Below are 20,225 nucleotides of genomic sequence, written 5' to 3' on the forward strand. Positions count from 1 at the left end.
GTTGTTAAAGAGAAAGGAGGTTTACATGATGCCAAATATTTTAGTAGCCTCAAAAACAACAGTCCCTCAAACGGGCAAGCAAATTATAGAAAGAGAACGATTAAATGCTATTCTACATCAGTCAACAGCAAAACTTATAGTAGTACAAGCACCAGCAGGGTATGGTAAAACCACTTTTCTAAGTAGTTGGTTTCAGCAACTTGAGACGGCAGTTGCATGGTATACGGTGGACCAAACAGACAATGATCTAAACCGCTATTGGAAGTATTTAATTCATGCTATTGGTCACTCCTTACAGCCAGAAGCTGCCTCTCGGATTAATTCTATACTCCATGCTCAACCACAGTTACCATTAGAATTTTTAGTGGACTCTCTTTTAAATGAATTATCGCTATCTACTAAAAAGATTCATATAATGATTGATGATTATCATCATATTCATAATGTTACTATCCATCAAGCGATGATTCGACTAATTGATTTCTTACCTGAACATTGCTTTATTTATTTGACTAGTAGATCATCTATTTCATTACCGATTGCAAGGTGGAGATTAAACCATTGCTTGCTTGAAATTGGTTTAGAGCATCTACTTTTTACGTATGAAGAGACAAAAGAATTTTATAAAAATTTAAATAAAAAGCTGGATGTAAAGGTACTTCAAAAGGTTTTTGAGATAACAGAGGGCTGGCCAACAGGGTTGCAATTGACTAATTTAGCAGGTTTCCACAATGTAGACAAAGAGTTTAGAGAAAGTAATTTATATGTGTTCCAATATTTAATGAGTGAGGTTTTTTCCAAACTAGCACCACCCCTACAAATCTTTCTTCTTTATACTTCACTTTTAGAACAATTAACCGCTGATACGTGTAATGTCCTAACAAACCGTACCGATGCTCACCTAGTCTTATTAGAGCTTGATCAACAAGGTTTATTTATTAGCAGAGTAGAAGCAAAAGAACAGGTTTTTCGATATCACAATTTATTTAGAGAAGCATTGCGCCAAGAGTTGAGCAATCGTTTTACTCAGCAGGATATTATTTTTTTATATGAAAAGGCAGCTGTAGCTTTATATAATAATGGGAATTTTTTATCTGCTATAGAGCTTGCTTTAAGCGGCAACGTATTTATGTATGCTGAACAATGGATTCAGGAGCATCTTGTAACATTCCTTTCCTGTGGTCATTCCACATCCTATGTAAAATGGATTGATACATTTTTGTCTAATGGCTATGAGGTACACCCAGAGTTGATGGTAATGTATGCTTATACACTTGCAGCATTACACAATTTAGAAGATGCTTATCAGACGATACTAGAACTAGAACAAAAGCATAGGTCCAATCAATGGATGAATAAAAGTGAGTATGCATCCGCTGTCGATGATTTTCTAGGTGTGAAAGCCTATGTTTTTGTGATGAAAAATGGAGACCTTTCTCAAGCTGGGGAATACATTCGACAAAGACTGGAGAGAAATCCAGTCGGGTCCAAATGGGACGCAATATTTATCCAATATAATCAAACAGAGCCAATGTTGTTTAGAACAAATATTGGATCTCGAGGAAAGTTGCTTTCAGATGAACAGGCTATGTCTTTTTTTGCTAAGTTTAGAACAGGGAAATTTAAAAACTTAAGTATGACGGGCTATAGCTATGGCGTGCGTGCAGAAAAATTATATGAGTGGAACCAATTTGCTGAGCTATCAATAGAATTAGAGGAAGCTATACGTTCTGGACATCAATTTCAAGATGCAGGATTGTTAGTACCGATGTATATTCTTAAAAGTAAAATGGCTGTGTTAGAAGAGCAATATATAGTTGCTCAAGGCGTTTTGGATCATGCAATTGAAGCTGTCAATGAACGCCATTGGATTAATAGTATAAGAGTGATGAAGGCACTTTTATTTTTACGTGAAGACAATATTGTCCAAGCAGAACAGGAGTTAGCTAAGGTCAAAGAAAAAGTAGATAAGGATACGCCATTTTATTTGCTAGTAAAAGCACGTTATTTACTCATGAAAGGACATCCACTAGCAGCACAGCAATTGATTAGACAGGTACAATCGCAGGCACAACAACAAGAACAGCTATCCACTCGTATAGAAGCCACAATATTATTAGCCATATGTTTGGGTGAGCAAGGACAAGCAGATGAGGCGTTAGAAACGTTACACCAAGCATTGAAATTAGCTGAACCTTATAACTATATAAGAACTTTTTTAGATGAGAATAAAATTATTCCCCTTATGAGGGACTATATTGATGTTTGCCAGAAGCATGCTAAAGAAGACTGGGATGAAGTAATCATTAGCTATGTCTATCGATTACTGAATTATGTTCAAGAACTAATACCTGTATTAGAAGTTCTTTCTCCTCGTGAACAAGAAATATTTTCACTACTTTCAGAAGGTGCTTCAAATAAGGAAATAGCAGAGCAACTATTTTTATCTGAAGGGACCATACGCGTGTATCTTTCAGGAATTTACAATAAGCTAGGAGTAAAAAATAGAGCCCAAGCATTGTTATTAAAACAATCCAAATAAAACAAACCGCTATCAATTTATTGATAGCGGTTTATTTTTAGTTAGTGAAAAATTAACATTCCTCAATAGTAGAAGTAAATTGATTTTTTTAAGATAAAGAAGAGTGTTTTTCTTTATAAGGATAAATGTATGGAAACAAAGGAAAGGGGCTATTTGAAGCTGAAAATTTACAGAAGGAGAGAGGATGAATGAAGAAAAACATTACCATTATGCTTATTGTATTACTGCTCTTTTTCCAATGGGGACAATCCCTGACCTATGCGAATGAACAAAATGACATAGAAGAAAAAGCTAAAGAAGCAGGGGGAAATGAAGTAGATAATAAGAGTGAGGTTGATGTTCATGAGCAAATAGATAACGATCGTGATTTAACCAATTTCAATACAAGCGAATTTGAGATACAACCAAATAGCGCAGGTGTAACGATTGTAAAATATTTAGGTGCGGGGGGATCAGTGGTTGTTCCTGAAACCATTGAAGGGAAACCCGTAACAATAATAGGAAATCTCGCGTTTTATGAATCTAACCTAACAGAAATAGTGATTCCTGAAAGTGTAATAACGATAGGCGATTGGGCTTTTGCCAAAACTCAACTAAGCACGATTGTGATTCCCGATAGTGTGGAGGATATAGGACGTTGGACATTCCAAAATAGTAAATTAACAAGCGTAACCATTTCAAAAAACCTCACCACCATAGGAGCTCAAGCATTTTATGGTAATCAGTTAGTACATGTGGACATCCCTGATGGTGTTACGGCTATAGATTATCAGGCTTTCTTTGGAAATCGATTAACAACTGTAAATATTCCTGATAGTGTAACAATAATAGGAGCCCAAGCTTTTACAAACAATCGGATAACAAATATAAAGATTCCAAATAGTGTAACAAGCATAGGAGATGAGGCTTTTGGCTATAATCAGTTAATTAATGTCGAACTTCCAAACAGTATAACAAGTATAGGAAATTATGTATTTGATAGTAATAGGTTAACAACTGTAAATATTCCCAATAGTGTTACTAGTATAGGGATAGGAGCATTCCAAGCTAATTACTTAACGAATGTAGAACTTTCAACTAGTCTTCTTAGTATAGGGAATCTCGCGTTTTTTGGTAATAAGTTAAAAACTATAGTCGTTCCTAATAATGTTATAAGTATAGGTGATTGGGGATTTGGTCAAAATCAACTAACATCTATACAACTTCCTAATAGTCTTCTTAGTATAGGAAATCTGGCATTTTATGATAATCAATTATCGACTGTATCGTTCCCAAACAGTTTAACGAGCATTGGGGATAGGGCATTTGAATATAATCGGTTACAATGGGTTCAATTTAATAGCCCATTAATGTTGGGAGTAAATGCATTTAACAGCCAAGGTAGTACTTTTGACGGTTGGTACCAAGATTTATCATGGGTAACAAAATGGGATGTAAATGTAACACAACCCTTGAGAATTTATGCCAAGGGGAATGTCCAACAGTACACAGTTACATTTGAAACAAATAGTGATGGTACTACCATAGAAGAACAGAAAGTATTGTCTGGGGAAAAGGTGGTAGAACCCGATGTTCCAGTGAAAGCAGGTTTTACATTTGATGGTTGGTATAAGGATGAAGAATTGAATAAACCCTGGAATTTTAATACAGATGTGATAACAGAAAATAAAATCTTGTATGCAAAATGGTTAAAGAATTCGCATACTGTCACATTTCACTCTGATACAGACATTACAACTGTCGAAGTACCAGAAGGAGCGCTACTCAGCAAACCGAGTATTCCAATAAAAGAAGGACATAAATTTATTGGCTGGTTTAATGAAGAACGTACTACAGAATGGAACTTCGACACATTTAGGGTAACGTTTGATATAGATTTATATGCTGTGTGGTTGAAAAATGTATATGGTGTCAGATTTGAAGCAGGAAATAGTACTACCCCTATAATAATTGTCGCAGAATATGGAGATAAGTTGGAAGAGCCAGAACCGCCAATCTTAGCAGGACAAATATTTGCGGGCTGGTATAAAAACCCTGCTTTAACTAAACTATGGGACTTCGCAACAGATGTGGTCACAGAGCACACAACTTTATATGCAAAATGGGATATAGTGCAACAACAGTATGTGGTTCAATTTGAGTCAAATGGTGGAAGTCCGTTACCTAGCCAAACTATAAATTCTTATATGACGGCTACTAAACCAGAAAATCCCGTAAAAGTTGGATATACATTTGCAGGCTGGTATAAGGATAAAAAATTCACAACCCTATGGGAATTTGAAATAGATAAAGTGACAGAAAATATAACCTTATATGCGAAATGGGATTTAGTACAGCAATATGAGCTTAAATTTGAGTCAAATGGTGGAAGTTCAGTTCCAAGTCAAACTTTTACTTCTCCTATGAAGGCTACTAAACCAATTAATCCAACAAAAACGGGGCATCTATTTGTAGATTGGTATAAAGACGCAGAACTCCATAGTCTATGGAATTTTGAGATAGATAGGGTGACGGAGGATACAACTTTATATGCAAAATGGGAAAAGGTCATCCCACAATATACGGTGGATTTCGAAACAAATGGAGGTAGCACAGTAGTATCACAGAAGGTAACTGAAGACACCTTAGCAATAAAGCCAGCAGACCCAACAAAAGCTGGATATGAGTTTGCAGGTTGGTATACAGATGCTGTATTCAGTACACCATGGAATTTTACAACGGATAAGGTAACCGAAAATACAACTTTATATGCTAAATGGAAAAAGGTAGTCGTACAGTATACGGTGAATTTTGAAACGAACGGCGGAAGTGCGATTCCGTCTCAAAAAGTTACTGACAAAGCTAAAGTGACTAAGCCAGCAGATACTACAAAGGCAGGTCATATATTGATAGGGTGGTATAAAGATAAAACGTTGAGTATCCCATGGGAATTTGATATAGACGTGGTAACCGAAAATACAATTTTATATGCAAAATGGGAAAAGGTCATCCCACAATATACGGTGGATTTCGAAACAAATGGAGGTAGCACAGTAGTATCACAGAAGGTAACTGAAGACACCTTAGCAATAAAGCCAGCAGACCCAACAAAAGCTGGATATGAGTTTGCAGGTTGGTATACAGATGCTGTATTCAGTACACCATGGAATTTTACAACGGATAAGGTAACCGAAAATACAACTTTATATGCAAAATGGGAAAAGGTCATCACACAATATACGGTGGTTTTCGAAACAAATGGAGGAAGTGCAGTAACATCACAGAAGGTGATTAAAGATACCTTAGCAACAAAGCCAGTAGATCCAACAAAGGCAGGTTATTTATTTACAGGCTGGTATAAGGATATTGAACTGACGATACCATGGAATTTTTCTAAAGATGTAGTGAAGTCCAGTATCACATTATATGCTCATTGGGTAACAGACGATTCATCGGGTGGTGGAGGAAGTATATCTCCGAATCCAACCCCGATACCAGAGCCAGCCATACCTGAAAAACAAGAACCTAGACCTGAAGAACCAATTGATCCACAACCAACAGAGACAACACCCCAACCAGAGCCAGATATCATCTTCTCAGATATTTCTAAAGGACATTGGGGCTGGGCGATGATTCAGGAGATGGCAAAGCAGGGCATTATTACAGGCTATCAAGATGGCACCTTCAAGCCAAATGCACCAATTCAGCGCCAGCATGCTGCCCTGATATTAACAAGAGCGTTAGCGCTAGAACCGAAAAAAGACGCACGAGAATTTGACGATATACCTAAAAACCATCTCTATTTTGGGGTAATCGATCAGGTGCAACAAGCAGGTCTGTTTGAAGGCATAGATGGGGATTTCCAGCCAACTACTAATATGACACGTGCCCAAATGGCAAAAGTATTAGTCCTTGCCTTTAATTTAACTTCATCGAATAAAGATACTTTCAAGGATGTGCCAAAAACACACTGGGCACATAACTTTATAGCTATACTCGCAGGAAATGGGATCACAATTGGAAATAATGGCAACTTTAGACCAAATGATCCTGTAACACGTGCGGAGTTTGTAGCATTTTTGTATAGAGCTTTGCATCAATAATTAAAAACCTCACCAATCGCTATCCATAAAGCTTTTGGTGAGATTTTTTTGTTCAAATTATTAACATTACTCAATAGTGCGTAAGGATGTAAATTATTATGCTAATAGAAAAGGAAGTGTTTCTATTGAAAATTGCTCGTCTTATCTTCTTCATATTATTCTTAAGTTTAGCTTTTGTATCGATTAAACTTTCAATCAAAACAGATGAAAGGAATTATGATTGGCGTAATAACTCTGATGGTACAGTGACCATTATTCATTACAATGGTCCACATATGGAATTTCCCTTTCCAAGCCGTTTAAATGGCAAAAAAGTTGCTAAAGTAAGCTCAGGGATTTTTCAGAAAAGGGATATATACAGCTTTTTACCAAAAGTTTATTAGTTAAAGACATACTCTGTGTCAAAAAAAGAAATGTATTGTCTTTCTCATCATTTTCTAATTAGACTTTCACCACTTGTATCGTATACGATGAAAAGAAAAGGCGAAGGACGGATTCGACATGACACATCGAATTTTAATTATAGAAGATGAAGAAAATATTGCGAGAGTGCTACAACTGGAGCTTCAATTTGAAGGATATGAGGCAGCGATGGCCCATACAGGAGCAGAAGGCTTACTACAATACCGTGAGCAGCAATGGGATTTAATTTTACTTGATATCATGCTACCTGAGATGAGTGGTATTGATGTGCTAAAGCGTATTCGTGCAACAGAATCCCAAACACCTGTTATCATGCTAACTGCCAAAAGTGAAGTAGAGGATAAGGTAAAGGGCTTGGATTTAGGAGCCAATGATTACGTGACAAAGCCTTTTGAAATTGAGGAGCTACTGGCACGAATTCGCAATGCATTACGGTTTTCGCAGAAGGTGAGTCCAAAGCAAGTTGCACTTACATTTGGCCATTTATCGATAAACGAGCAAACAAGGGAAGTTGTATATTTTGATAAGGAAATTCAGCTGACACCTCGTGAGTATGATTTGTTGTTCTATTTACTAAAGCATCCTAAACAGGTACTGACAAGGGAGCAAATATTAGAGGCTGTGTGGGGCTATGATTATTATGGGGATACAAATGTTGTGGATGTTTATATACGTTATGTCCGACAAAAGCTTGAGGCTGCTAATCCAACACCTCTTATTCAGACAATTCGAGGTGTTGGATATGTGCTAAAGGAACATCGTTATGAGACTTAAAACAAAAATTCATCTACTAACAACATTGCTTATGCTAGTTATTGTAGTGGCAACAAATAGTGGAATTTATTTGTTGTATGAGAAATTTGCCTATGATACGGAATATAATCAGCTCCAGTCACGGGCAAATGATTTAAGCTCTACACTGAGTCAGTTAAATGCACAAACCAACCTACAGCAAGTATTAAGAGCTTATATGCCCACAGAGGGTGCTGTTTATATTTATGATGGTGAACGCTTGAAAACAAAGGTTCAAGCTACCCTTGAAATGCAAGAAGTCCCTGCCATTACCTACACTATGCCTGCTATTTGGATCGACGGAACGGTAGTGGATATAACATTACAGCAATCTATGGAAGAAGTAGAACGGACATTAGATTTGTTAAAGGTCATCTTAGTTGTTGCATCTGTCGTGGCAACGATTCCAATTTTCCTAGCGAGCTTGGTACTTGGGCGACTTATTTTATTACCGCTAGAACGTTTAAATGAGACCATGCGCAAAAGTGCATCTACTGGGAAATATGAAAAAATAGATACTACAGAAAAAGGTGGCGACGAGTTAACAAACATTAACCGTACTTTTAATATGATGATGGAGAAGCTTGAACAACATTATCAAAAGCAACAAGAATTCGTATCAAATGCCTCCCATGAGTTAAAAACCCCTATAACTGTCATTGAAAGTTATGCAAAACTCCTCCTAAGAAGGGGTTTTGATAATCGGGAGGTTGCTCAGGAATCCTTACAAGCCATTGCCAATGAATCATCTCGTATGCATGAAATGGTGTTGCAATTGCTAGAACTAGCTAAAAACAAAGAGCAATTGGACGTTCATTTCGAACAACTAGAGCTTGCCCCTTTCTTAAATAAAGTAGCTTCACAAATGGAACAGGCTTATCATCGAACATTTAGAATTGATGCGCAGATTCCAAAATTTATTTATAGTGATGAAAAAATATTGAAGCAACTACTTTTTATTTTGCTGGATAATGCTAGGAAATATAGTAAGGATGAAGTACGTATTCAAGTCACCGAAACAACCAATCAAGTACGTATTACCATCCAAGATTTTGGTATGGGTATTCCAGTCGAGCATATTCCTCATTTGTTTGAGCGTTTTTATCGTGTAACAGAGGATCGTAATCGTAAAACAGGAGGTTCAGGGCTAGGGCTAGCAATAGCGCATGAACTGGCACAACAATTAGGTATAACGATAGATGTGAAAAGTAAGCTTGGGGAAGGCTCAAGCTTTACTTTATGTATACCAAAGGAGGAACAGCAATGAAAAAGTGGATGTTAGTAATTGTTGTTATTATCCTTTTTTGTAGTGGAGTAATTTGGTTTGTTCAACATCGTTATTTTTACGTTCAACCTCTTAGTGAAGCGCAGGCTATTCGGCATATTGAGACTATCTACAATGGTCATGTTACACAGGTTGAAAAACAAGGAAATACCTTTGAAATGCTTTTTACGCGTGACGATGTCAAGTATGCAGCTATACTCGATGTTACGACACAACAGGTGACTGATCTTATCCTGAAAGAAGGACATAGTAAATTACTATTAACAGAAAAGCAGATCAGACAAATGGTTAAAAAGGAATATGGAGATGTAGAAAGCGTTATGCTTACAGACTCCATTTACACTGTACGTGTTGAAAATGAGGAAATTCAAAAGGATTTAACGTTTGATGGTTATACTGGCGAACTACTGGCTGAGAAAAAGGTTGAGCCACAAGAACAACCTATCGAAGAGCCTATTATAACTGAGCAACAGGCCATTCAAATAGCTCTTAAGCAATTAAAGGGTGAAGTGGATTCAGTTGATTTTGAAGAAACCTCAGAGGGTGGTTATTATTTAGTTGAGATTGAAACGCAGGAGGACGAAGCTACATTTCAAATTCATGCTGTTTCAGGAAAAGTACTGTCTGTAACATGGGATGACGATCATTAAATCATTCTCATGAAATTCTAATGTTTCTCTTATAGTTCTATCATCTTCACTTGGTAAGCTAAGTTTAGATAAAACAAAGGAGAGATGAACATGAAAAAAATGATCATGATTCCAGCACTAGTAATGACACTGGGAGTGGGTGCAGCGATTGGCTCGACGACTTTATTATCAGGAAATGCCCAAGAAAAAAAGGTCTTATCCATGCAGGAAATTGAGAAGAAAGCTCTAGCGGTAGTGGATGGTACAGTTGCCAATATCGAATTTGACCAAAATCAGTTTAGCTCTATTTATGAAGTAGAGGTGTATAAAGATACAGAAGAATATGATTTAAAATTTGATGCTTATAGTGGAAAATTGCTCAAGCAGAAAAAGGAACGTCTAGATGACGATGATTGGGATGATCATATTCCTGCTACGACTGCTACAACAAAAATAATTACAAAAGAGCAGGCTATCAAGACAGCCCAAACAAAAGCAAAGGGTAAAGTGACAAAAATTAAGCTTGATGATGGTGTATATGAAATTGAACTGAAAGACGGTCAATATGAATACGAAGTAGATGTGGATGCAGTCTCTGGGAACATTATCGACTTTGAACAAGGCTTTGATGACTAATATAATGAGCTGTCTTGAAGGTAGAATATACCTTTAAGGCAGTTTTTATTGTTTATATTGTGGGTTTTGACTAGGTATTCAGGAAATTTTCTTTAAGAAGCGATTATTTATATGTTCAAAAAAAGCCTATGCTTTTACTCAAAAAAGAGAAAAATTTTCTTCTTTACTTTTTTAATTAGCAGGCGTAATATGACATCATTATAAAAGTTTCAAATTTCTAAATCGCTGAAGCAACTAAACGCGGGGGAACCAATTTTGATGGATGGCATAGCCATTCTTGGGGTGAATCTCTTCCTTGTGGAGGAGTAGGGCTACTCAGGCCCGAATCCGACAGCTAACCTCGTAAGCGTTAAGAGCAGAAAAGTGGAGCTTGGCAGACGGATGAGCGTCTACAAGTCTTATTTAGTGATGACTTGTAGGCGTTTTTTGATGTAATTTAGAAAGGCGAAACACATTCTATGAAACTAGAAGGTGTTTATCAATGAAATCCTCATTCAAACGTTATGTAATCGGCAAACCATTAAGATCCGATGCGTTAGGGGAACAAAAGCTCAGTAAAACAAAGGCACTGGCCATATTATCGTCAGATGCATTGTCATCAGTAGCCTATGGACCAGAACAAATTTTAATTGTCCTAATGACGGTAGGTGCAATGGCGTTTTGGTATTCTTTACCTATTGCCGCTGGAGTGGTTATTCTACTCGTGGCACTGATTTTATCCTATCGTCAAGTTATCTTCGCCTATCCACATGGGGGAGGCGCCTATGTCGTATCACGAGAAAATTTAGGCGTGAATGCAGGTCTTGTTGCAGGGGGTTCTTTGCTTGTTGATTATATTTTAACGGTAGCAGTAAGTGTGTCGGCCGGGACAGATGCCATTACATCTGCATTTCCAAGTCTTCATGCTTATAATGTACCCATTGCTATTATATTTGTGATTTTCTTAACGATTTTAAACTTGCGAGGTGTAACAGAGTCAGCTTCTATCTTGGCGTACCCAGTTTATCTATTTGTAGGCGTTATGCTGTTGCTAATCGGGATTGGGCTCTATAATGTGGCAACTGGACAGGTGCCTGCAGAGCTACATCCAAAGATTGGCACACCAGTGGCAGGGATTAGCCTATTTATTTTATTAAAGGCATTTGCTTCAGGAAGCTCAGCGTTAACTGGAGTAGAGGCTATTTCTAACGCCATACCTAATTTTAGAAATCCTGCTCCAAATAATGCTGCTAAAACGCTTTTAGCAATGGGCGCCATTTTAGCCGTTTTATTCATCGGGATTGTTAGTCTAGCTTATTTTTATGGCGTTGCACCAACAGCAGAAGCAACAGTCGTTTCCCAACTAGCAGAAGCTAGTGTTGGTCGGAATTTTCTTTATTATATTGTACAGGGGACAACGGCAATGATTTTAGTACTTGCCGCAAACACAGGATATTCAGCATTTCCCTTGCTTGCTGTGAATTTATCGAAGGATGGTTTTATCCCACGAATCTTCCAAATTCGTGGGGACCGTCTTGGCTATTCAAATGGTATTTTAATGCTAGGTATTGCAGCCATTTTTTTAATTATCCTTTTTGACGGGGCCACAGAGCATTTAATTCCGCTCTATGCAGTAGGCGTATTTATTCCCTTTACATTAGCGCAAACGGGAATGATGAGAAAATGGTGGCGCGAAAAACCTAAAGGCTGGGTAGCAAAATTTACGATCAATACAATTGGGGCTGCTATCTCTTTCATCGTGGCAATGATGTTTTTTGTGACAAAAATGCCTCAAGTATGGCCAGTGTTTATCTTTTTACCAATTATTATTTTTGTATTCCATCGCATTAAGCAACATTATCAAGCTGTTGGAGAACAGTTAATATTAAATCATGAGGAACTGGCTACTATTGAGGGAAATGTTTTCATTGTGCCAGTAGCTGGTATAACAAAGGTGGTGGAAAACTCCTTACATTATGCCAAATCACTTAAGGTTGATAAAGTGATTGCCTTTTATGTAGCTTTCAATCAAGCAGATGCAAAAGCTTTTGAAGAGAAGTGGAACGCCTGGCAACCTGATGTACGATTAGTTACCTACTATTCACCATATCGCAGCATTACACAGCCATTAATTAAATTTATTGATAAAGTAGAACATCAATGTACGAAGACAGGTCATAAAGTTACAGTTGTTATCCCTCAATTCTTACCGAAAAAAGGGTGGCATCATATGCTACACAACCAATCGAGTCTTCTCATTCGTACATCACTGTTATTTCACAGAAATGTCGTCATTATGACAGTACCGTTCCATTTATCAAAATAATGCTAGCAAGCTAGAAAATAGTCTGTTATAATCAGTACGTTGATTGAAAACACGAACGTTTACAATTAAAAAGTTCCAGAATGCCATTAAATTCCGAAAAATCAAACTTTTTTTGGTGAGAGATAGTAGCCCTTACCGAATAAAGTGATAAATTGGTTATTCTGATAGTTTCATACAAATCCACTCATATAATAGCGAGAATAGGGCTCGCAAGTTTCTACCGATTTACCGTAAATGAATCGACTATGGGTAGCAATGCTTTTAGAGAACTTCAATTTAATGATGTTTTCTATTCATTTCGACGTTTTTGCGCTGAATGCTTTGCTCCACTCGTAGCAGAATGGAATCAAAGTATTCAGCGTTTTTTTATAATTTTTTACGAAAGAAGGATATGAAAGAAATGAAGTTATTACAAGACAAAATTATGCAAGAGGGTAAAGTATTATCTTCATCCGTATTAAAGGTTGATTCATTTTTAAACCATCAAATTGATCCGATGCTAATGAAGGAAATTGGTCATGAATTTGCAAATCGTTTCTCTGATCAAGTGATTACAAAGATTTTAACAATAGAATCTTCAGGTATTGCCCCATCCGTGATGTTAGGCTTAGAAATTGGCGCGCCTGTCGTGTTTGCTCGTAAACGTAAATCATTAACTCTTTCAGATAACCTTTATTCTTCAAAGGTACATTCATTCACAAAAAATGAAACAAATGAGATCTCTGTCTCACGTAATTTCTTAAGCGAAGATGACAATATTTTAATCGTAGATGATTTCTTAGCTAATGGTGAGGCTGTCAAAGGCTTACTTGATATTGCTGCACAAGCGGGTGCGAATGTTGTAGGAGTTGGAATTGTTATTGAAAAGGGCTTCCAAGATGGCGGAAAACTATTGCGTGAGCAAGGTGTTCGCGTTGAGTCATTAGCAATAGTAGATTCTCTTGAAGATGGCAAAGTAACATTTGCTACGGAGGCTCGCGCGTAATGAATACCTTTAAATCGACTGCGCTAGCGATTCAACATTTACTTGCAATGTATGCTGGAGCCATCTTAGTGCCACTGATTATCGGTGGGGCAATTGGCTTCGATTCAACACAAATGACGTATTTAGTAGCGATTGATATTATGATGTGCGGGATCGCTACACTTTTACAGGTTTATTCAGGTAAATTCATTGGTATTGGCTTACCTGTAGTACTTGGCTGTACATTCACAGCGGTAAGTCCAATTATTGCGATTGGTACAAACCCAGAGCAGGGTATTACGGACATTTATGGTTCTATTATTGCCTCTGGTGTAATTGTAATGATAATTGCGGGCTTCTTCGGCAAGCTTGTGAAATTCTTCCCACCAGTCGTAACAGGGTCAGTTGTTTCAATTATCGGTATTTCCTTATTACCAGTAGCATTAAACAATATGGCAGGTGGACAAGGTGCTGAGGATTTTGCCTCTGCTTCTAATGTAGCCTTAGCCTTTATTACATTGGTTATCATTTTAGTCGTTTATCGCTTTTCTACAGGCTTTGTTCGCGCTATTTCTATTCTGATCGGATTAGTAGTAGGTACTGTTTTAGGTGCCTTCATGGACAAGGTGGATTTCACCCCAGTTGCAGATGCTAATGTATTTCACATGGTACAACCTTTCTACTTTGGCATGCCAACATTTGATGTAACGGCGATTATTACCATGACACTTGTAGCAATGGTATCTTTAGTAGAATCATCTGGTGTCTATTTTGCGCTAAGTGATATTTGTAATAAAAAATTAGATTCAAAAGATTTGGCTCGTGGCTACCGTTCAGAAGGTCTAGCTTCAGTAATCGGTGGTATTTTCAATGCCTTCCCATACACAACATTCTCACAAAACGTGGGACTAACTCGTATGTCAGGCGTTAAGGACCGTAAAGTCATTTACATCACAGGTGGTCTACTTGTAGCATTAGGCTTCCTACCAAAAATCGCAGCATTAACAACGATTATTCCAACATCTGTACTAGGTGCGGCAATGCTTGCGATGTTCGGTATGGTGATTACACAAGGTATGGGCATGCTTGTACCTGTTATGAATGAATCAGCAGAAAACGCAATGATTGCAGCGATTGCAGTAAGTTTAGGTGTCGGTGTATCCGTTGTTCCTGGCATTTTTGATGCACTGCCAACAAGCGTTTCAATCTTAACGTCAAATGGTATTGTTTGTGGTTCAGTCACAGCGATTATCCTAAATATTTTATTCAACATGATTGGGCCGAAGCATAAAAAAGACCCGATGCATGGGGAAGTTTAAAAAGATAATTAAATAACATTCATCTAAATATTTTACATATTTTGATGAAAAGAATAGTGTCATCTACTTTTATCTATTGATATAGATTTAAGGAGGTGGCATTTTTTTGTCGTAATAGATTAAACTATTGATTATGATTTTAGATTAAAATTTGTTCCGTTAAAATAACTTTAGACAGTCATCTTGAATGTTTAACATTAGACTAAAAGGGAATGTAAAATAGAGTTGTTGAAATCGCATGTAACTCTCTCTTTCAACATATACTTATATAAAAACTACTCTCAGAAAGGTCTAGCATAAATGCAAAGTATTGTTTTAATTTTAATTCTACAATTAGTATATGTACCTTTTTTAACATTACGAACTATATTTTTAGTAAAGAATATCACGTTCCTTGCTGCGATATTTGGGATGCTGGAGATGTTGGTGTATGTATTTGGCCTTTCACTCGTTTTTAGTGGGAAGCAAAGTATGTTATCTATGGTTGTCTATGCAGTTGGGTTTGGATTAGGTATATTTTTAGGAGCAAAAATAGAACGAAAGCTAGCGATAGGCTATGTTTATACAACCATTAATACGCAAAATAAAAATGAAGAGCTTGTGAAATTTCTTCGCCACGAAGGGTTTGCAGTCACGATTTATATAGGAGAAGGGCGAGATAGTAACCGCTATAAATATGAGATCTTAACGAAGAGGAATCGTGAAGGAGAGCTCTTTCAAATAGTAGAGCAATTTGAGCCGAATGCGTTTATTATCTCGTATGAGCCTAAATCATTTAAGGGCGGCTTTTTACTTGCTCGTATGAAGGCCAAGCAAAAATAATAGTCAATATGAGAGGACCTTCGCTAAAAGCGAAGGTCCCTTTTTACATTTTTGTTTCAACCCAGTTTTTGAATAAGTCATAATCTGTATAGACGGTTTCTTTGTAACTCATTGCTTGTAAAATTGTATGTTCTATAAATACATTTCGTTCTTTACCGATCGCTTTTAAAATCTCCTCCTCGCTGTGATAGGTAAAAACATGAGAATAATCGATGTCAGCTCGTGCATGTATTTTAGCGGCGATTTTCCCCATAAGTGATGTTGTTGTAAAGTAATCCTCTACATCCTTATAGTTTTTAGGCTTAATCTTCTTTTTATAAGGAGAACGTTCTCGAATATAAAATTCCTGACCATTCATTGTAATAAAGGCTAAATGTGGATCCTCTAAGTGGTGCATGGCTTTTTGAGTTCCAACTACTCGTGCTCCTTGGTGCTCATAATGAGCCCAAAACAGATCCTGATAGGGAAGAAAGTAGGCAGGAATGGCTGTGCGTACTTCTTTCATTTCTAACACTAAATTTTCAACCCCTGATGCACCCTTTTCATCTTCCACTAAAATATAGTAACGTTTTAAACCGATAGAAGCTGTCCCAGAGCCATACTTATAAGCTATGTCCCTAATTTTATAAGTAGAAAGTGCGTTTGAAATGGCACTGTATTCCTCAGCAGTGACTGGTTGAATTTCTTCACTCCATAAGAAAGCACGTTCGCCATCTTCATTGAGATACGTAATATCTTGTAAAAAGTAAGATCTTTGGCGTTTTTCAAGCTTTTTCAATAACCTCTTTGCGGGTCCCTTTGTATTATCTTTTGTGAAAATGAGTGTTAGAGGATCATCCTGTTTACGCTCAAATCGTTTTAGTTGATTGATATAACTATTAAGAAAATGTTGAATAGCCTTTTCTTGAGTTGTTTTATGTAAGTCTTGTTCTTCTAAATAAAGTGCAATACTAATACTCATACGAATAATATCGTATAAATAAGAACCGACATAGCCCTCATCGAAATCATTGACATCAAAAACAATGGAGCCTGCTTCATTTTGAAAAGCACCGAAGTTATCCATATGCATGTCACCTTGAATCCAAGTCGGTTTTCTATCAGGAGTATGGAAGATTGAAGCGGATTTTGTCATATCAAAATAAAAGAGATAGGCACTCCCACGGAAAAAGCGAAAAGGACTTTCAAGCATTTTACGGTATTTCTCCAAGCGCTGTACCTCTGTTAAGCGCATTCGTTGACCATCAAACTCTTTAAAGATTGTTTCCAATTGTTCTTGTCTTAAAAAAGTTCTAGTATGTTTAACTTGTTCCAATAATGCATGCTCCATATCATAATCCCCTTTGTTAATTTAAAATTTATCTGTATATACGGAAATAAATTGAATAAGTTTCGAAGAAATTTAGCAAATGCACTCGATAAAAATGGCTAATCATCTAAGGTTATTTCATAACATGTTCAATAACCTATTTTCATACTATAAGACATGCATAGACACGGAGGGGGGTTGTATGTATTTCTTTACAAAAAGTCTAGTTATTATAATAGGAAGTATTTCATTGTCGTTAGGAATAAACTTATTTTTAACGCCCTATGAAATTTTAGATGGGGGAGTAGTAGGGTTAGCGCTAATATTACATTATTTATATAAGCTCCAAATTGGTTTAATGATTATTATCATTAGTATTCCAATTTTTATTATTGCGTGGTTTAAATATAAAACCTATTTTTACAATAGTATACATGGCTTACTAACGTCTTCCTTCATTATCGATTTTTTAAAGCCTGTCCGCAATCTTGTGCAAATTGATGCGCTCTATAGTGCCATTCTTGGAGGAATACTTGTAGGCTTTGGTATTGGTCTAATGCTGCGATTTCAGACAAGCACAGGGGGGACTGACTTGATAGCACAATTTATCTGTGATAAAACGGGTATCAATGTTGGGATATTAATATTTTTTATTGATTCCATCGTGATTGTTATAGGTGGCTTTCTCCTATCCACCTCGACCTTGCTATTATCTATAATTACAGTGCTAGTTGTGGGGATTACGACAAGCATTATTACTAGTCGAGTTTAATAAACATAAAAAAAGTTCCAGTATAAACTGAAACTATTTTGGGGTCTGATTATCGAGTGCTTTCATTAGCTTCTTTTTTGGATGTGCGGGTTTCACTTCGGCAATTAGTATAGCTAGTAAAATAAGGACAGCACCAACGACCATACGGCTTGTTAGCATTTCATGCAAGAAGATAACGGATAAAACCATGCCGAAAAAAGATTCCGTTGATAGTATAATCGCAGCCTTTGTGGCAGTTGTATATTGATTGGCCACATTTTGGAAAAGATAAGCTATTGTTGTAGAAAAAATCCCTAAGTAAACAAGAGAGTAAATTGCCTCTTTTTCAAGTGACGTAGGAATTTCACCCTGACTAATGACAACTAGAACACCTATGAAGGATGCTGTGAGAAACTGAATAATAGTTAGAGCAATGGCATCTTCTTTTTGAACAAAAAGGTTTGTACAAAAGATATCAAAGGCAAAAGCAACAGCACAAGCTAATGATAGGGCATCACCTATATTCATTGTCAATGAGCCTTGTAATGATAAAAAGCCAATGCCTACAATTGCCATTATCGAACCAATGATTTCGTAGCCATCGATACGCCGTTTATAAACGGCATATGCTATTAAAGGAACAATAATGACATTAACTGCGGTTAAAAAGGCATTTTTAGATGGTGTTGTATATTGCAGTCCGACTGTTTGAAGGGCAAACGCTATATACAAAATCGTACCTAATAAAGCTCCCTTCCAAATTACTGATCTCGAAGCCTTTTTTAAGCGGGCGCCAAATAAAACGCTTAATATGATTGAAGCTAATAAAAATCTGCCAGCCATTACTTGATATGCTGTTAAATATTCTAGAGCAATGGCCGTTACAACAAATCCACTACCCCACACGATTGCAGTAACTAATAACATGCCATCAGCTATGTAAGTTTTCATGTGTTCTTCCTCCTAACTTCAATAGAATAGCATAAGAGAGAAGAAAAGAATTTGATTTTATTTCTAAATATTCAGGCGTTTTTTTGTACTTATTCCAAAGCGATTAGTCACTGGTCATTTTGCTATGTAATAAGTACAATTTAACGGCTGCAGCTAGGCGTTCATAAAAAACATAATCATTATCTATGGGGGCTACTAGCTGACGTATTTTAGCCATACGATAGCGAATTGTATTTGGATGACAGAATTGTGCTACAGCAACTTCCTTAATATTTCCTTTTTTAATGATATAAGTTATGGCAGTCTCCATTAAATCTGGATCAGCCTTATCATCAAATAGAGGGGCTAAAAAGGAGCTAACATAGTCCATAGCGAATGCTGCATCTTTACGGTATAACTCGATTAATAAACAATCAGACGCGAGATTCTTATAATGACAGCTAGGGAGAATATCGATTTCAGCGAAAATACTGGCAAAAAAGGCTTCGCGTAATGCCAATGGGAATCCTGTCTGGGCATCATTACAACTGCTATAGCCGAAAGTGATTGTATCAGTGGGTATGGCGTATAATGTTAGCCATTCATGTAAAACCCTTTCAAATTGGAATTGCTGAGATGGATGTGTCATGATGATAAATAGACTTTTTTTATAAGAACAAATCATACCCGATTTTAATAGTGGCTCCAACGAGTAAAAGGGCTGCATCCAGTTCGGATGGATTGTGTCACCAGCTCGTAGATTTGCTATAAATACATATTTTTCAAAGGGCTTATTGAGCTGTTGTAAAATGGATTTGATTTGCTCCTGTGTTACATCTTCCTCCACTAACCTTCGTAAAATCGTTTCTATAAAATAGGAATAATCCTGTGTCTTAGCATAAGCCATCGTTTCTAAAATGATTTTTTCAAAAAACTCATCCCCACCAAAGCGCAATATAGGGAAATTATGCTGCTCTGCATACGACAAAACTTCTTCAGGTAATTCCTTAAAAATAACAGGCTTATAAGCTAAAGCACTAGCCCCAAGCTCAATTAGATTTTTAACAGCATTGAATAAATACTCAGGCTTTTGCTTAGCAAATAATAAACTACTTAACACAACACTGTTGGGTGTAAAGATAGTATCTCTGACATGGTGGATGTCAGGTGAAAATTCAAAGTCTAATATTTCTACATTTTGAACAGCTTTATTTAAGCCGTTGTGACCCGCTATAACAGTGAAGTCTTTGGTAATAGGTAATTGTAAAAATTTCTCTACATTCATGAGTGGATCATTGCCTTTCCTGTAGTAAGCTTCTAGCTTCTATTATAAAATTACTTGTTCATAAAAAACCATTAGTATGAATGCTAACAGGTTTCCCCCATAAAAAAATCTGCTCATTCAGTGGTATACCGTGAAGTGAGCAGATTTCTAG

15 protein-coding genes and 2 riboswitches are annotated in these 20,225 nt (G+C 36.8%); of the genes, 12 read left to right on the forward strand and 3 right to left on the reverse strand.

Annotated elements, in window-relative coordinates; all coding sequences use genetic code 11:
* The first annotated feature begins 28 nt into the window (after nt 1–28).
* The 11 genes from EW028_RS21840 (at nt 29) to EW028_RS21890 (ending at nt 15,799) form a co-directional block, all read left to right on the forward strand.
* Complete coding sequence (locus EW028_RS21840; RefSeq protein WP_193767442.1) at nt 29–2,542, forward strand: winged helix-turn-helix domain-containing protein; 2,514 nt, start codon at nt 29–31, stop codon at nt 2,540–2,542.
* Between the two features lie 188 nt (nt 2,543–2,730).
* Nucleotides 2,731–6,624 carry an InlB B-repeat-containing protein gene (locus EW028_RS21845; RefSeq protein WP_131522387.1) on the forward strand — a complete coding sequence of 1,298 codons (3,894 nt, stop codon included), beginning with the start codon at nt 2,731–2,733 and terminating at the stop codon, nt 6,622–6,624.
* 98 nt (nt 6,625–6,722) lie between these two features.
* Nucleotides 6,723–7,007 (forward strand): hypothetical protein, encoded by a 285-nt coding sequence (locus EW028_RS21850; RefSeq protein ID WP_131522388.1) that lies wholly within the window; start codon nt 6,723–6,725, stop codon nt 7,005–7,007.
* A 118-nt stretch (nt 7,008–7,125) separates the two neighbouring features.
* A complete protein-coding gene (locus EW028_RS21855; protein ID WP_131522389.1) occupies nt 7,126–7,821 on the forward strand; it encodes a response regulator transcription factor in 696 nt (231 codons plus the stop codon).
* Complete coding sequence (locus EW028_RS21860; RefSeq protein ID WP_131522390.1) at nt 7,811–9,106, forward strand: sensor histidine kinase; 1,296 nt, start codon at nt 7,811–7,813, stop codon at nt 9,104–9,106. Before EW028_RS21855 ends, EW028_RS21860 begins: the two co-directional genes overlap by 11 nt.
* Nucleotides 9,103–9,774, forward strand: a complete 672-nt coding sequence (locus EW028_RS21865) for a PepSY domain-containing protein (protein WP_131522391.1) — start codon at nt 9,103–9,105, stop codon at nt 9,772–9,774. Before EW028_RS21860 ends, EW028_RS21865 begins: the two co-directional genes overlap by 4 nt.
* A 90-nt stretch (nt 9,775–9,864) precedes the next feature.
* Nucleotides 9,865–10,389 carry a PepSY domain-containing protein gene (locus EW028_RS21870; protein WP_131522392.1) on the forward strand — a complete coding sequence of 175 codons (525 nt, stop codon included), beginning with the start codon at nt 9,865–9,867 and terminating at the stop codon, nt 10,387–10,389.
* A gap of 213 nt (nt 10,390–10,602) precedes the next feature.
* Nucleotides 10,603–10,752, forward strand: a riboswitch (cyclic di-AMP (ydaO/yuaA leader).
* A gap of 118 nt (nt 10,753–10,870) precedes the next feature.
* Nucleotides 10,871–12,694: an APC family permease gene (locus tag EW028_RS21875; protein ID WP_131522393.1), complete on the forward strand. Its 1,824-nt coding sequence runs from the start codon at nt 10,871–10,873 to the stop codon at nt 12,692–12,694.
* 164 nt (nt 12,695–12,858) lie between these two features.
* Nucleotides 12,859–12,960: riboswitch (purine riboswitch) on the forward strand.
* 134 nt (nt 12,961–13,094) lie between these two features.
* Entirely contained in the window at nt 13,095–13,679 is a 585-nt protein-coding gene (locus EW028_RS21880; RefSeq protein ID WP_048391917.1) for a xanthine phosphoribosyltransferase, read from the forward strand.
* The gene (locus tag EW028_RS21885; RefSeq protein ID WP_036075370.1) at nt 13,679–14,977 is read left to right on the forward strand and encodes a nucleobase:cation symporter-2 family protein; all 1,299 of its coding nucleotides are present in this window, start codon (nt 13,679–13,681) and stop codon (nt 14,975–14,977) included. Before EW028_RS21880 ends, EW028_RS21885 begins: the two co-directional genes overlap by 1 nt.
* Before the next feature lie 300 nt (nt 14,978–15,277).
* Entirely contained in the window at nt 15,278–15,799 is a 522-nt protein-coding gene (locus EW028_RS21890; protein ID WP_048391915.1) for a DUF2179 domain-containing protein, read from the forward strand.
* Between the two features lie 43 nt (nt 15,800–15,842).
* Here EW028_RS21890 and EW028_RS21895 read toward each other — a convergent pair whose 3' ends face one another.
* The gene (locus EW028_RS21895; RefSeq protein ID WP_131522394.1) at nt 15,843–17,129 is read right to left on the reverse strand and encodes a DUF2252 domain-containing protein; all 1,287 of its coding nucleotides are present in this window, start codon (nt 17,127–17,129) and stop codon (nt 15,843–15,845) included.
* A 181-nt stretch (nt 17,130–17,310) separates the two neighbouring features.
* Between EW028_RS21895 and EW028_RS21900 the strand changes: the two genes are divergently transcribed.
* Nucleotides 17,311–17,880, forward strand: a complete 570-nt coding sequence (locus EW028_RS21900) for a YitT family protein (RefSeq protein ID WP_048391911.1) — start codon at nt 17,311–17,313, stop codon at nt 17,878–17,880.
* A 33-nt stretch (nt 17,881–17,913) separates the two neighbouring features.
* Here the strand turns inward: EW028_RS21900 and EW028_RS21905 are convergent, their stop codons facing one another.
* Nucleotides 17,914–18,810, reverse strand: coding sequence for a DMT family transporter (locus EW028_RS21905; RefSeq protein ID WP_131522395.1), 897 nt, complete (start codon nt 18,808–18,810; stop codon nt 17,914–17,916).
* Between the two features lie 103 nt (nt 18,811–18,913).
* Entirely contained in the window at nt 18,914–20,074 is a 1,161-nt protein-coding gene (locus EW028_RS21910; RefSeq protein ID WP_131522396.1) for a PucR family transcriptional regulator, read from the reverse strand.
* Nucleotides 20,075–20,225: the final 151 nt, after the last annotated feature.

The organism is Lysinibacillus sp. OL1 (genome assembly GCF_004332175.1).
In the GTDB taxonomy this organism is placed as follows: domain Bacteria; phylum Bacillota; class Bacilli; order Bacillales_A; family Planococcaceae; genus Lysinibacillus; species Lysinibacillus capsici.

Coding starts and splice junctions, on each gene's coding strand:
- EW028_RS21910 (WP_131522396.1), bottom strand. CDS start 20,074: ATGAATGTAGAGAAATTTTTACAATTACCTATTACCAAAGACTTCACT.
- EW028_RS21895 (WP_131522394.1), bottom strand. CDS start 17,129: ATGGAGCATGCATTATTGGAACAAGTTAAACATACTAGAACTTTTTTA.
- EW028_RS21885 (WP_036075370.1), top strand. CDS start 13,679: ATGAATACCTTTAAATCGACTGCGCTAGCGATTCAACATTTACTTGCA.
- EW028_RS21890 (WP_048391915.1), top strand. CDS start 15,278: ATGCAAAGTATTGTTTTAATTTTAATTCTACAATTAGTATATGTACCT.
- EW028_RS21860 (WP_131522390.1), top strand. CDS start 7,811: ATGAGACTTAAAACAAAAATTCATCTACTAACAACATTGCTTATGCTA.
- EW028_RS21900 (WP_048391911.1), top strand. CDS start 17,311: ATGTATTTCTTTACAAAAAGTCTAGTTATTATAATAGGAAGTATTTCA.
- EW028_RS21880 (WP_048391917.1), top strand. CDS start 13,095: ATGAAGTTATTACAAGACAAAATTATGCAAGAGGGTAAAGTATTATCT.
- EW028_RS21855 (WP_131522389.1), top strand. CDS start 7,126: ATGACACATCGAATTTTAATTATAGAAGATGAAGAAAATATTGCGAGA.
- EW028_RS21840 (WP_193767442.1), top strand. CDS start 29: ATGCCAAATATTTTAGTAGCCTCAAAAACAACAGTCCCTCAAACGGGC.
- EW028_RS21870 (WP_131522392.1), top strand. CDS start 9,865: ATGAAAAAAATGATCATGATTCCAGCACTAGTAATGACACTGGGAGTG.
- EW028_RS21845 (WP_131522387.1), top strand. CDS start 2,731: ATGAAGAAAAACATTACCATTATGCTTATTGTATTACTGCTCTTTTTC.
- EW028_RS21875 (WP_131522393.1), top strand. CDS start 10,871: ATGAAATCCTCATTCAAACGTTATGTAATCGGCAAACCATTAAGATCC.
- EW028_RS21905 (WP_131522395.1), bottom strand. CDS start 18,810: ATGAAAACTTACATAGCTGATGGCATGTTATTAGTTACTGCAATCGTG.
- EW028_RS21850 (WP_131522388.1), top strand. CDS start 6,723: ATGCTAATAGAAAAGGAAGTGTTTCTATTGAAAATTGCTCGTCTTATC.
- EW028_RS21865 (WP_131522391.1), top strand. CDS start 9,103: ATGAAAAAGTGGATGTTAGTAATTGTTGTTATTATCCTTTTTTGTAGT.